Source organism: Corynebacterium sp. HMSC11E11, from assembly GCF_001807025.1.
Taxonomy (GTDB): Bacteria; Actinomycetota; Actinomycetes; order Mycobacteriales; family Mycobacteriaceae; genus Corynebacterium; species Corynebacterium freneyi.
The window spans coordinates 20,305-32,315 of sequence record NZ_KV787101.1 but is presented as its reverse complement, the minus strand read 5'-3'; the positions used below and the strand labels follow the sequence as shown (position 1 = coordinate 32,315).

General features: G+C 67.6%; 11 protein-coding genes, 2 tRNA genes and 1 pseudogene. 9 read left to right on the top strand and 5 right to left on the bottom strand.

The features are described from left to right. Positions 1-56 precede the first annotated feature (56 nt). Positions 57-130 (top strand) — tRNA-Leu (locus tag HMPREF3121_RS01090). Positions 131-417: 287 nt separating this feature from the next. Next, positions 418-491, top strand: a tRNA-Leu gene (locus HMPREF3121_RS01085). A gap of 232 nt (positions 492-723) precedes the next feature. Here the strand turns inward: HMPREF3121_RS01085 and HMPREF3121_RS01080 are convergent. Continuing rightward, positions 724-2,315: pseudogene (locus HMPREF3121_RS01080) on the bottom strand (succinic semialdehyde dehydrogenase). Positions 2,316-2,376: 61 nt separating this feature from the next. After that, a complete protein-coding gene (locus HMPREF3121_RS01075; RefSeq protein ID WP_035123116.1) occupies positions 2,377-2,703 on the bottom strand; it encodes a hypothetical protein in 327 nt (108 codons plus the stop codon). Positions 2,704-2,886: 183 nt separating this feature from the next. Between HMPREF3121_RS01075 and HMPREF3121_RS01070 the strand changes: the two genes are divergently transcribed. Further along, positions 2,887-3,723, top strand: coding sequence for a Bax inhibitor-1/YccA family protein (locus HMPREF3121_RS01070; RefSeq protein WP_070519189.1), 837 nt, complete (start codon positions 2,887-2,889; stop codon positions 3,721-3,723). A gap of 182 nt (positions 3,724-3,905) precedes the next feature. Here the strand turns inward: HMPREF3121_RS01070 and greA are convergent, their stop codons facing one another. After that, positions 3,906-4,412, bottom strand: coding sequence for a transcription elongation factor GreA (gene greA, locus HMPREF3121_RS01065; protein ID WP_070519187.1), 507 nt, complete (start codon positions 4,410-4,412; stop codon positions 3,906-3,908). Positions 4,413-4,595: 183 nt separating this feature from the next. Then, on the bottom strand, positions 4,596-5,084 hold the full coding sequence (locus HMPREF3121_RS01060; protein WP_070519185.1) for a DUF4307 domain-containing protein: 489 nt from the start codon (positions 5,082-5,084) through the stop codon (positions 4,596-4,598). A 107-nt stretch (positions 5,085-5,191) separates the two neighbouring features. Here HMPREF3121_RS01060 and mca point away from each other — a divergent pair, with 107 nt between their 5' ends. The 5 genes from mca (at position 5,192) to HMPREF3121_RS01035 (ending at position 9,434) form a co-directional block, all read left to right on the top strand. Then, complete coding sequence (gene mca, locus HMPREF3121_RS01055) at positions 5,192-6,100, top strand: mycothiol conjugate amidase Mca (protein WP_070519184.1); 909 nt, start codon at positions 5,192-5,194, stop codon at positions 6,098-6,100. A 15-nt stretch (positions 6,101-6,115) separates the two neighbouring features. Continuing rightward, positions 6,116-6,484 carry a hypothetical protein gene (locus HMPREF3121_RS01050; RefSeq protein ID WP_371327299.1) on the top strand — a complete coding sequence of 123 codons (369 nt, stop codon included), beginning with the start codon at positions 6,116-6,118 and terminating at the stop codon, positions 6,482-6,484. Between the two features lie 211 nt (positions 6,485-6,695). Continuing rightward, positions 6,696-7,805 (top strand): 3-deoxy-7-phosphoheptulonate synthase, encoded by a 1,110-nt coding sequence (locus HMPREF3121_RS01045; RefSeq protein ID WP_070519181.1) that lies wholly within the window; start codon positions 6,696-6,698, stop codon positions 7,803-7,805. 120 nt (positions 7,806-7,925) lie between these two features. Continuing rightward, complete coding sequence (locus HMPREF3121_RS01040) at positions 7,926-8,714, top strand: isoprenyl transferase (RefSeq protein ID WP_070519179.1); 789 nt, start codon at positions 7,926-7,928, stop codon at positions 8,712-8,714. A 138-nt stretch (positions 8,715-8,852) separates the two neighbouring features. Next, positions 8,853-9,434 carry a flavodoxin domain-containing protein gene (locus HMPREF3121_RS01035; RefSeq protein WP_070519177.1) on the top strand — a complete coding sequence of 194 codons (582 nt, stop codon included), beginning with the start codon at positions 8,853-8,855 and terminating at the stop codon, positions 9,432-9,434. A 20-nt stretch (positions 9,435-9,454) separates the two neighbouring features. On the opposite strand, the gene coaA is transcribed toward HMPREF3121_RS01035, so the two are convergent. Further along, on the bottom strand, positions 9,455-10,381 hold the full coding sequence (gene coaA, locus HMPREF3121_RS01030) for a type I pantothenate kinase (protein WP_070519175.1): 927 nt from the start codon (positions 10,379-10,381) through the stop codon (positions 9,455-9,457). 62 nt (positions 10,382-10,443) lie between these two features. Between coaA and chrA the strand changes: the two genes are divergently transcribed. Then, the gene (gene chrA / locus HMPREF3121_RS01025; RefSeq protein WP_083291130.1) at positions 10,444-11,709 is read left to right on the top strand and encodes a chromate efflux transporter; all 1,266 of its coding nucleotides are present in this window, start codon (positions 10,444-10,446) and stop codon (positions 11,707-11,709) included. The last annotated feature ends 302 nt before the right edge of the window (positions 11,710-12,011 follow it).

The window sequence follows — 12,011 nt, the reverse complement described above, 5'->3', positions numbered from 1 at the left end:
GCCCACCCCTTATTTTTGCTTTGCGACGGCCCGAGCTGGTCGTGGGACGTCGTCAAGCCCCCGTAGCCCAATTGGCAGAGGCAGCGGACTTAAAATCCGCGAGTTGCGAGTTCGAGTCTCGCCGGGGGCACCGGATGGGGTGGTCTTCTCGGTTGAAAGGCCCGGGAAAGTCGGCCGAGGGGCGCAGGCACGTCGGCTGAAAGGGTCGAATGGCCCGGGAAAGTCGGCCGAGGCGGGGGACTCGTCGGAGAACCGTCGGAAAGTCGACATTCCGGAGCGTCGAAAAAGCCCGACCTGGTGTTTTGTGCGGCGGTGGCAGTACTTTCCGACCACCGCCGCCCCTGCCGTTGCGGTTGGTGGGTGCCTACGCCTCTTTTTGCTTTACGACGTCTCGCGTGGTGCGTGGGTCGTCGTCAAGCCCCCGTGGCCCAATTGGCAGAGGCAGCGGACTTAAAATCCGCGAGTTGCGAGTTCGAGTCTCGCCGGGGGCAGCGGATGGGGTGACCATCTTGGCCGAAAGGCCCGGGAAAAATGGCCGAGGCGGGGGAGCTGGTCGGAGAACCGTCGGAAAGTCGACATTCCCGAGCGTCGAAAAAGCCCGACCTGGTGTTTTGTGCGGCGGTGGCAGTACTTTCCGACCACCACCGCCGCAACCGCGACGCGCCCGCAGCCCCAAGGTTGCCGCGCCCGAAGCAGCCGCCGAAGGACTGCGGCGCCGCAGGTTTACGGCAGGATGCCGAACTTCTTGCCCAGCTTCAGGGCGGTGGTGAACACCTTCGCGTAGGTCTCGCGCTCCAGCATCGGCAGCGCGATCGGCGACAACCGCTGGACGGTGACCGTCTGCGCGTCGGTGTACTTCAGCAGACCCTCGGCAGCCTGGCGACGGCCGACGCCGGACTCCTTGAAACCGCCCATCGGCGCGTCGACGGAGGCGAAGGTGGCGGCGAAACCGTCGTTGACGTTGACGGATCCCGCCTGAATCTTCGGTGCCAGCTCCTTGGCGCGCGACGGCGAGCACCACAGCGAGGCGTTGAGGCCGTAGCGGGAATCGTTGGCGCGGCGGATGGCCTCGTCGACGTCGGCGACGCGCTGGACCACCACGACCGGGCCGAAGACCTCCTCGGTGAGCAGCTCGACGCCCTCGGGGACGTCGGTGAGCACCGTCGGCTCGTAGAACAGGGGGCCGAGATCCGGGCGGGCGCGGCCGCCGGCGAGCACCGTGGCACCGGCCTCGACGGCGTCGTGGACCATCTTCTGCACGATGTCGAACTGGCCTTGCGACTGCAGCGACCCCATCTCGACGTCCCAGCCGTAACCGGGGCCCAGGCTCATGGCCTTGGTGCGGTCGGCGAAGGCGGGCACGAACTCATCCCACACCGCGTCGGCGACGTAGATGCGCTCGATGGAAACGCACAGGTGGCCGGAGTTGGTGAAGCTGGCGATGCGGGTGCCCTCGACGGCGGCCTTGACGTTGGCGTCCTCGGCGACGATCAGCGGGTTCTTGCCGCCCAGCTCCGCCGAAAAACCGATCAGTCGCTCGCCGCACTGCTGGGCCAGCGCCTTGCCGGTGGCGGAGGAGCCGGTGAACATCAGGTAGTCGGCGTTGGCGACGATCGCCTGGCCGACGACGGAGCCGGGGCCGGGCACGACCTGGACGATGTCCTCGGGCAGGCCGGCGCGGTACAGCATGTCGACGGCCACCAGCGCCGAGAACGGGGTGGTGGAGTCCGGCTTGAGCACGATGGCGTTGCCCGCCATGATCGCGGCGACGGCGTCGGAGATCGCCAGGGTCAGGGGGTAGTTCCACGGGCTGATCACGCCGACGACGCCCTTGGGGTGGTGGTGGACGGTGGTGTCGGACAGCACGGGCAGGGCGCCGTGGGCCTTGGCGGGCTTGAGCAGCGCCTCGGCCTGGTTGCCGTAATAGCGGGCGGTGATGGCGACGTGCAGCACTTCCTCGAAGGCGGAGGCGCGGTTCTTGCCGGTCTCGGCCTGCACGATGTCCATCAGCTGGTCCTGGTGGGTGAGCACCAGGTCGTGGAAGCGGTGGAGGACCTCGCGGCGCGAGGTGACGGGGATGCGGGCCCAGGCGGCCTGCGCGAAGCGGGCGCGTTCGAAGGCGCGCTCGACGTCGGCGGCATCGCCGACGGGCACGCGGCCAGGGGCTCGCCGGTGAAGGGGGAGGTGATGGTGCGGGTTTCCGAGCCCGCGACGGATGCGCGCTTGAGCAGCCGTTCGACGACGTCGGGCGTCAGGGGATTGCGGATGTCCTGCGCGCCGGTGGCGCGGTCGGTGTCGGTCGTGGTCGCGTTCATGGGTGAAATGATACGCAACGGGGCCGGGCCCGGGGCCGTTTCGCGTGACGACGATCCGCCGTCAGTTGTCGGTGTAACCGAGTCGCCGGCTGCGGTCGGGGTCGCGGTTGCCGCGCTCGCCGAACTCGAAGGGTTCGTGGCCGTCGACGTCGCCGTAGCGCAGTTCCGGATCCGCGTCGGGGTCGTCGTCCGGGTCGATGTCGGGCTTTTCCTCGGCGAGCCGGCGGTCGAGGGTGTCGTGGGGTTCGGCGCCGCGCCAGCGGTCCGGCGGGGTCATGACGTAGTTCTCGCCGTCGCCGGTCATGAGGTCGGCGTCGAGTCCCTCGGAACCGTCGAGGGTGTTCTCGTCGAAATCTCCGGTGGTGTCGGGATCGTAGTCGCCGGCCATGTCGTCCTCCGCGTCGTCTTTTCCGTTCTCATCCCGATCGTACCCCGCCGGGGAGCGGGTTCGGCCGGGATTTTCCGGCTGCGAAGATGCGTCCGTTCGGGAACAATCGGGGAGGTTCGACCGTTATACGTGTCGTAAGACAACTAATGATCGGCCCCTAAGAAGGCCGGAAGGAAGGACGACGTGCGCGAAAGCAGTAACCCCGCATTCAGCTCGCTCACCAAGACCGTCGCCCGGGGCCAGGCCGGCGCCCACCACTACGGGCAGCAGCAGTACGGCCAGGACCCGTTCGCCCAGGGCCAGTACGGCGCCTCGCAGCAGGCGCAGGATGCCCGCCCGATGACGGTGGACGACGTGGTGTCGAAGACCGGCATCACCCTGGCCGTCATCGTCGCGCTGGCGGCGGTCAACTTCGCCATCGCGGCGTACGTCAGCCTGGGGCTGTCGATGATCCTCACCATCGTCGGCGCCATCGGCGGTCTGGTGACGGTGCTGGTGTCCACCTTCGGCAAGAAGTACGGCTCCGCCCCGGTCACCCTGACCTACGCGGCATTCGAGGGTCTGTTCGTCGGTGGCGTGAGCTTCATGTTCGCCGGGTTCGACGTCGCGGGCACCTCCGGCTTCGGTCTGATTTCCCAGGCCGTCATCGCCACCATCGGCGTGTTCGCCGGCATGCTGTGGGTCTACAAGTCGGGCGCCATCCGCGTGACCCCGAAGTTCACCCGCTTCATGACCGCCGCCCTCATCGGCGTGCTGATCCTGGCCGTCGGCAACCTGCTGCTGGCCGTGTTCGGCATCGGCTCCCCGCTGCGCGACGGCGGCCCGATCGCCATCATCTTCTCGCTGGTGTGCATCGGCCTGGCGGCGTTCAGCTTCCTGCTCGACTTCGATCAGGCCGACAAGCTGGTCCGCGCCGGCGCGCCCGCCAACTACGCCTGGGGCGTCGCGCTCGGCCTTGCGGTCACCCTGGTCTGGCTCTACGTCGAGATCCTGCGCCTGCTGTCCTACTTCAGGGACTAGCCGCTTCAGGGACTGGCCGCTTCAGGGAGCGCACCCACCCGCCGCCTCCGTCCGGCACGCCGCTGGGCGTCGGCGGCGGGCTCGTCGTAAAGCAACGATTAAAGCGACGAGGTAAGCGACGACAGACACGGCGAAGGGCCCCGGTGAAAACCGGGGCCCTTTCGCATGCCGTGAAGCCGGAACTAGTCCTGGAACTCGGGGTCGTACGGCTCGGCCTTGATCAGGGTGACCTGGACCTCGTCGCCCGTCGGGGACTTGTAGGTGCGGGTCTCGCCCTCCTTCGCGCCGACCAGGGCGCTGCCCAGCGGCGAGTCGGTGGAGTAGGTCTCCAGGTTCGGGTTCGACGAGTCCGCGCCGCGGGTGCCGATGAGGAAGGTCTCCTTGTCGTCCTCGTCGCCGTCGTAGTAGACGTGCACGACGGTGCCGACCAGCGCGACGCCGGACTCCTGCGGGGTTTCGCCGACGGTGGCGCGCTGCAGCAGGTCCTCGAGGTAGCGGATGCGCGCCTCCTCCTGGCCCTGCTGCTCGCGGGCGGCGTCGTAGCCGGCGTTTTCCTTCAGGTCGCCCTCTTCGCGGCGCTCGTTGATTTCGGCGGCGATGACGGGGCGGTTCTCGTACAGGGCGTCCAGCTCGGCCTTCAGCTTGTCGTAGGACTCCTGCGTGAGCCACGGGTTGTTGGAGTCGGTCATGGTGCCTCCTTGGTCTGCGACGCCGCCGGCGGGTCGCCGGTCGGCGGAGAAAGCTGGCCTGGCCAGCCGGAATATGAAAAATCGGCCCCAGCCGGGGCCGTGAACGGGGTCAGGATACCACCGTCACGTCGTGCGGCGTCAATCGCCCCCGGGTGTGCCGGAGCGGGGTCGGGGCGCGGTGCTTTACGACGCCTTGTCGGAGAGGAACTCGGGCATTTCCGTGGAGCAGCCGTACACGTCTCCGGCCACGGCCTGTTCGCGGGTTTGGATGGGCACGTCCAGGCGCACGGTGGAGGGGCCTCCGGCGGGGATGAACACGTCGCGGCGGCCGACTTCGGCGACGTCGTAGTTCAGGGCGTAGATGATGCAGTACGCGTCGAGCGTCGGGTCTTCGCGGGTGACGTCGAGGGTGAAGATGAACACGTCGTCTTCGCGGCCCTCTTCGCGGGCCCAGCCGGCCTGGGTGGCGGTGACGTCGGGCGTGGACACCCGGTTCATCTGGACGAAGATGTACGCCGCCGCCACGACGAGCATGCCGATGATGCCGACGACGATCAGCTTGCCCGGCAGGCGGCGGTTGGTGTCGCCGTAACGGGCGGTGCGCTTGGCGGAGGTGGATCGGGCGTCGCTTCCGCGATCGCGGTCCGCGTTGGAGGCCTTCGTGTCCGACATGCCCCCAACTGTATCGGACGATTCCCCGCCACCCGCGTCGGGGCCCGCGGATCGGCCCCGTAGACTGAACGAATGTCGGAACAGGTACCGGACTGGAAGGACACCGCATGAGTCTGCGATTGATGGCGGTCCACGCCCACCCCGATGACGAGTCGAGCAAGGGTGCGGCGACGATGGCGCGCTACGCCGCCGAGGGCCATGACGTCATGGTGGTCACCCTCACGGGCGGGGAGCGCGGCAGCATCCTGAATCCGGCGATGGATCGTCCGGAAGTCGTCGAGAACATCGCCGCCGTGCGGGTGGGCGAAATGGCGGAGGCGGCCCGGATTCTCGGGGTGCAGCACCGTTGGCTCGGCTTCGTCGACTCCGGTCTGCCCTCCGGGTCGCCGACCCCCGTGCTGCCGGACGGGTGTTTCGCCCGGGAGAAGGTGGAGGACGCGGTCAAGCCGCTCATCGAGGTCATCCGGGAGTTCCGCCCGCATGTGCTGATCACCTACGACGAAAACGGCGGGTACCCGCACCCGGACCACATCATGACGCACATCGTTTCCGTGCGCGCCTGGACCGAGGCGGCGTCCGATCTCTACCCGGAGCTGGGGGAGCCGTGGGAGATCAAGAAGATGTACTACACCCACGGTTTCGTGCGCCGTCGCCTGCTGGCGTTGGACGCCTACTACGTGGAGCGGGGTCTGCCCAGCCCCCTGGCTGAGCCGCTGAAGCGGTGGGTGTCCACTCGCGGCGACATCATGGAGCGGGTGACCACGCAGGTCGAATGCGGGGACTTCTTCGACGCCCGCGACGATGCGCTGCTGGCCCACGCCACCCAGATCGACCCGAACGGGCCTTTCTTCGCGGTGCCGACGGACGTGCAGCGTAGAGTGTGGCCGACGGAGGAATTCGAGTTGGCGCGTACGCGGGTGCGCACCTCCCTGCCGGAGGATGACCTGTTCGCGGGCATCGAGCCGGATGACGCTCCCGGTGATGGATCCGCGGCGGACGATGCCGCAGAGCATTAAGGAATGATGGCTGACATGCCCCAGGCAATGGAATTGTGGAATGCCGCCGCGGCGGAGGCTGTGGTGGACGTGGCCCTGCTGGCGCAGAATCCGGTGGGCCCGATGGGCGCCGACTTCGGCAAGGCGTCGCCGATCGGTTTGCTGGTCATCGTGTTGTTGTTGGTCACCATCTTGTTGATCGGCGTCGACCTGTCCCGTCGCATGAAGCGGATGCGTCGTCGTCGTGCTTTCGCCGAGGGGCACGGCATGGATCCGTTCGACGTCGAGGCGATCGATCGTGCGATGGCGGCCCGAGAGGGTTCGGGTGGCGTCGACGGGGAAGCCACCGTCGAGGATCGCTTCTCGGGGGAGCCCGAATTGCGGGATCGTCGTTCCAAGGATTAGGATTTGTGACGTGCGTAACTGGCGATTTTATTTTATGAGGGGCTCCGGCAGCTGACCCCGTCAGTCATGCATCCCTGAAATCGTCGCGCGCACGCCGGAGCCCCAAAGGCAGCACCCGTTCATCGGGTCGCTGCCTTTCGTCGTATCCGGCCTTTTGCCGGAGGGCGGCGACCGGCGCAGACATCCGAAGACTCACCGAAAGGCACTGGCCATGACGCCCCCGACTTCCCTTGAAAATCCCGCTTCGACGTCGAATCAGCGTGTCGTCGCGTTCCATGATCTGCCGTCTCCCCGGCAGTTGCTTTCCGACGTTCCGCTCGGCGAGAAATTGGCCAATGACGTCGAGGACGCCCGCCGGGCGATCGCCGACGTCATCGCCAACGAGGATGACCGTCTGCTCGTCGTCGTCGGGCCGTGCTCGGTGCACGACCCGGAGGCCGCGGTCGATTACGCCCGCCGGCTGAAGGTCGTCGCCGACGAGCTGAAGGACGATCTGCTGGTGGTCATGCGGGTGTACTTCGAGAAGCCGCGCACCACCGTGGGCTGGAAGGGCCTGATCAACGATCCGCACATGGACGGTTCGTTCGCCATTCTCGACGGCCTGCGCATGGCCCGTGAGCTGCTCATCGAGGTGCTGCAGATCGGGCTGCCGGTCGGCGCGGAGTTCCTGGAGCCGAACAGCCCGCAGTACATCGCCGACGCGGTGGCGTGGGGCGCGATCGGCGCGCGCACGACGGAGTCGCAGGTTCACCGCCAGTTGGCGTCGGGCCTGTCCATGCCGATCGGCTTCAAGAACGGCACCGACGGCAACGTCCAGGTCGCGGTGGATTCGCTGGTGTCGGCGGCCAATCCGCACTTCTTCTTCGGCATGAACGACGACGGTCGGGCCGCGGTGGTGGAGACGGCGGGCAACGCCAACTGCCACATCATCTTGCGCGGCGGCACGAAGGGGCCGAATTGCGATCCGGAGTCCGTCGCCGATGCGAAGGATCGTCTGGAGAAGTCGGGTCTGCCGCGGTCGCTGATGATCGACGCCAGCCACGCCAACTCCGGCAAGTCGGAGGTCCGCCAGGCCGAGGTCGTGCGGGAGATCGCCGAGCAGATCGCCGCCGGCGACGACGGCATCGACGGCATCATGATCGAGTCCTTCATCGAGGCCGGCAACCAGAAGGTGGTCAACGGCCGTGAGGGCCTGACCTACGGGCAGTCGGTCACCGACGCCTGCATCGACTGGGACACGACGGATTCTCTGTTGCGCGGTCTCGCCGAGGCCGTCCGCGCCCGCCGTGAGGTGCGTGGCGACGGTCCGCAGCGGGCGTAGGGTTTCCCGGCGCCGTCTGGTCCGGGGCCGGGGAGCCGCCCCGCCACGTGTGCGAGAGCGGCCCGCCGAGTGGCGGGCGCCATCTCACCGGGACGGGGGCGGCCCGGTAGACTCGTCCGCGTGAAACCGTTCCAGCTTCCGCGGGTGCTCGGGCGCCTGGCGTACCCGCTCTACGAGCGTCGGCTCGCCCGGTCCCTCGAGGGTTTGCCGCGCCCGCACCATGTCGCGGTGATGGCAGACGGCAATCGCCGGTGGGCTCGCGAAGCCGGGTTCACCGACGTCAGCCACGGTCACCGGGTGGGGGCCCGCAAGATCGCGGAGTTCGTGTCCTGGTGTTCGGAGCAGCAGATCGGTCTGGTGACCATTTATCTGCTGTCGACGGAGAATCTGCGGCGTTCGGCCGATGAGTTGGAGCTGCTGTTCGACATCATCGGCGACGTCGCCGACGAGTTGGCCGATGCCGGGCAGGACATTCGGCTGCGGATGGTGGGGCATCTCGAGTTGCTTCCCGACGAGATGGCCGATCGGTTGCGCCGGGACGAGGAGCTCACGGCGGGGAATACGGGCATCCAGGTCAACATCGCGGTCGGTTACGGCGGTCGCCAGGAGATCGTGGATGCGGTGCGTCGGATCGTCGGCGACGCCGCGGCCGAGGGCGTGGCGGCGAAGGACATCGTCGAGCTGATCACGCCGGAAGCCATCGGCGGTCATTTGTACACGTCGGGGCAGCCGGATCCGGACCTGGTCATCCGCACTTCGGGGGAGCAGCGGCTCAGCGGTTTTCTGCTGTGGCAGTCGGCGTACTCGGAGATCTGGTTCACCGACACCTATTGGCCGGAGTTCCGGCGCATCGATTTCCTCCGGGCGCTGCGGGACTTTTCGCAACGCAGCCGCCGTTTCGGGCGCTGACCGGCCGACATCCGGTCGCGCCGCGCAGCCGCCGGACGTCCCGCGCGGATCGCCGCGCAACGGCCAAACACTCTGCAACTCCACGCAACCGCCGGCCGTCCCGCGCGGATCGCGACGGATGAGGGCACAATCGGTGCCATGTCGAACACCACGCCCGTTCAGCCCATCGTCGTCGTCGCCAACACCCGCTACGGATCGACGAAGGATTACGCGACGGAATTCGCCCGCCGCACCGGGGGACGGCTCATCGGCGGCGACGGCGGGGCTTCGACGCAGATGACCGATGAACTCGACTCGGTGCTCACTCAACACCCCGACGCCCCCGTGATCGTGTTCACCCCGAACTACGCCGGCACCTTCGGCGGCGCCAACCTGATGAAGACCATCGCCCGCGCCACCCCGGACCGCCACATGGCGCTGGCCGTCATCGGCATGACCCTGCTCGACGAAGTCCGCGAAAAGGACCCCGCCCGCGCGGCCCTCGACGACGTCTCCGACCTCGTCCACCGCCACTACCTGCCCGGGCGCCTGCTGTACTCCGTGATGTCCCGCAAACACCGGGCGGTGATGTGGACCATGACGCGGATGATCAAGGGGAAGAAGAACCCGTCGCCGAATGAAATCCAGATGATCGAGTCCTACGGCGTCGACACCGACCGCGTCGACTACTCGGAACTCGACGCACTGGTCGAATGGCTGGAGGCGGCCGACGGGAAATAGGGGCGCCGTCGTAAAGCACGCTACAGCTTGCGCATGCGCACGCGGTCAATCGTGTGATCGCTCGACTTGCGCAACACCAACGACGCCCGGACCCGCGTGGGCAGAATGTTCTCCATCAGATTCGGCAGGTTCACCGTCTGCCAGATGCGGCGCGCCTCGACGGTCGCCGCCTCGTCGTCCAGATCCGCGTAATCCGCGAAATGGGCCCCCGGCGCCCGGAACGCCGTATGCCGCAACTTGAGGAAACGCTCGATGTACCAGCGCTCGATGTCCTCGCGACGCGCGTCGACGTACACGGAAAAGTCGAACAGATCGGACACCATCAGCATCGGGCCCGTCTGCAGGACGTTGAGGCCTTCCACGATGAGAATGTCCGGCTGGTCGACGACCTCGAACTCGCCGGGCACCCGGTCATAGGCGGTGTGCGAATACACCGGCGCCTTCACGTCGCGGACCCCCGCCTTCACCGACGTGACGAAACGCATCAACGCCCGCTGATCGTACGACTCCGGGAAACCCTTGCGGTTCATGATCCCCCGCCGATTCAACTCGGCCGACGGATACAGGAAACCGTCCGTCGTGATCAGATCCACACGCGGATTCGTGTCCCACCGCTCCAACAGAACCTGCAGCAGACGCGCCGTCGTGGACTTGCCGACGGCCACCGAACCGGCGACGCCGATGATGAACGGCACGCCCTGATACTCCTCGCCGAGGAACGTCGCCGTCGTGCGGTTGAGCTCGCGATGTGCCTGCACCCGCAGGTGAATCAGACGCGACAGCGGCAGGTAGACCTCGGCGACCTCGTCGAGATCGATGTTCTCGCCGATGCCGGACAGACGCTCGGCTTCCTCGGCGGTGAGCACCTGCGGCATCGACTCGCGGAGTTCGCGCCATGTGCGCCTGTCGAACTCCAGGTACGGGCCGGGTGCATGCGCGCGGGTCATGGCCCCATCATGCCAATTCCTCCGACTGCGGCGGCCAACCGGGTGCCTTAGGCTGGATTGTCATGGCCGAACCGAAGCCCGGGAACAGCGAAGGACGTGCCGCTCGTGCGGCGGATGGTGCCGGTGGGGCGGATGGCGGGATAAGCGACGCCGGGGGAGCGTCGACACGCAAAGGCTCGGTCGGCGAGGTGTTTTCGGCGTTCGGCCTGCTGGGTCTGACGTCTTTCGGCGGCCCCGTGGCGCACCTCGGCTATTTTCGCGAGGAGTTCGTCGGCAAGCGCAAGTGGCTCACCGACTCGGAGTACGCCGACGTCGTCGCCCTGTGTCAGTTCCTGCCCGGCCCGGCGTCGTCGCAGGTCGGCATGGCGCTGGGTTGGCGGCGCGCGGGGCTGCCGGGCATGGTGGCGGCGTTCATCGGCTTTACGACGCCTTCCGCGATCGTCCTTGCGCTCGCCGCGATCGGAGTGGCGTACTTCGGCGATCTGGACGGCGCCATCGCGGGATTGAAGGCGGCGGCGGTGGCGGTCGTCGCCGTCGCCCTGTGGGGCATGGCCGGAAACCTGGTGACGTCGCGGTTGACCGCCGCGCTGGCCATCGGCGCGATGGCGGTGACGCTGCTCGCGCCGGGCACGTGGGGAGCGTGGGCGCAGGTCGCGGCGATCGTCGTCGCCGGCGTCGTCGGGTTGGCGTTCATCCGCGGGGGTGATCGTGGTGACGACGATTCCGAGGGCCCGACGAAGCCTGCGCATCTGGCGTACTCGGTGCCCGCGTGGGCGTCGATCGGTGCGCTGGTGGCGTTCTTCGTCGTCATGGCCGTCGCCGCAACGCAGTGGTGGGGCACGTACTACTGGGCGGGTGCGCTGGTGTTCGGCGGCGGGCACGTCGTGTTGCCGCTGCTGGAGGGCGGCCTGGTGCCGGACGTCGTCGACGCCGATACCTTCCTGGCGGGGTACGGCCTGGCGCAGGCGGTGCCGGGTCCGTTGTTCACTTTCGCGTCGTACCTGGGGATGGCGTCCGGTGGGGTGCTCGGCGCGGTGGTCGCGACTTTGGCGATCTTCCTTCCGTCGATGTTGCTGCTCGTCGCCGTGATGCCGGTGTGGGCGAAGCAGGCCGCCAACCCGAGGGCCCGTGGTGCCGTCGCCGCGATCAACGCCGCCGTCGTCGGCCTGCTGGGGGCCGCGTTCTACGACCCCGTGTGGACGCATGGCATCACCGGGCCGGGTACTTTCGTCGTCGCCGTGATCGCTTTGGCGGCGCTGACCAGGTTCAAGGTTCCCGCGTGGGCCGTCGTTCTCGCCGCCGGCGCGGTCGGCTGGGTGGTGTTCTGAGCGGGCCTTCTTTGGTTCGTCGACTCCAACCGCCCTTTCCGGGGTCACTACTCCTTGTAGGTAATCGGTGTCGGGGCCCGGCTTTGGGCAGCAAGTTTTCTATCGCACAAAACGGGACAAATCGCCCGGCGGCGACCTGGTCTTTTGCTGATCGGCGTGTCCCGTTTTGTGCGATGCCTCGGAATTTGGGGCGCAGGTGACGTGAGGGGCTTGGGTGGTTGTGGGGGAGAGCGTGGGTCGCGGGTGAGAGGTGGTGGGCTGAGAAAAGGCGGACCGTGAGTGGGGGATCTGGGGCGCGGGTG

Excerpts from the sequence above, each read along its gene's own strand:
- HMPREF3121_RS01060 (WP_070519185.1), bottom strand. The coding sequence starts at position 5,084 with ATGTCGGACACGAAGGCCTCCAACGCGGACCGCGATCGCGGAAGCGAC.
- mca (WP_070519184.1), top strand. The coding sequence starts at position 5,192 with ATGAGTCTGCGATTGATGGCGGTCCACGCCCACCCCGATGACGAGTCG.
- HMPREF3121_RS01035 (WP_070519177.1), top strand. The coding sequence starts at position 8,853 with ATGTCGAACACCACGCCCGTTCAGCCCATCGTCGTCGTCGCCAACACC.
- HMPREF3121_RS01075 (WP_035123116.1), bottom strand. The coding sequence starts at position 2,703 with ATGGCCGGCGACTACGATCCCGACACCACCGGAGATTTCGACGAGAAC.
- coaA (WP_070519175.1), bottom strand. The coding sequence starts at position 10,381 with ATGACCCGCGCGCATGCACCCGGCCCGTACCTGGAGTTCGACAGGCGC.
- HMPREF3121_RS01050 (WP_371327299.1), top strand. The coding sequence starts at position 6,116 with ATGCCCCAGGCAATGGAATTGTGGAATGCCGCCGCGGCGGAGGCTGTG.
- greA (WP_070519187.1), bottom strand. The coding sequence starts at position 4,412 with ATGACCGACTCCAACAACCCGTGGCTCACGCAGGAGTCCTACGACAAG.
- chrA (WP_083291130.1), top strand. The coding sequence starts at position 10,444 with ATGGCCGAACCGAAGCCCGGGAACAGCGAAGGACGTGCCGCTCGTGCG.
- HMPREF3121_RS01045 (WP_070519181.1), top strand. The coding sequence starts at position 6,696 with ATGACGCCCCCGACTTCCCTTGAAAATCCCGCTTCGACGTCGAATCAG.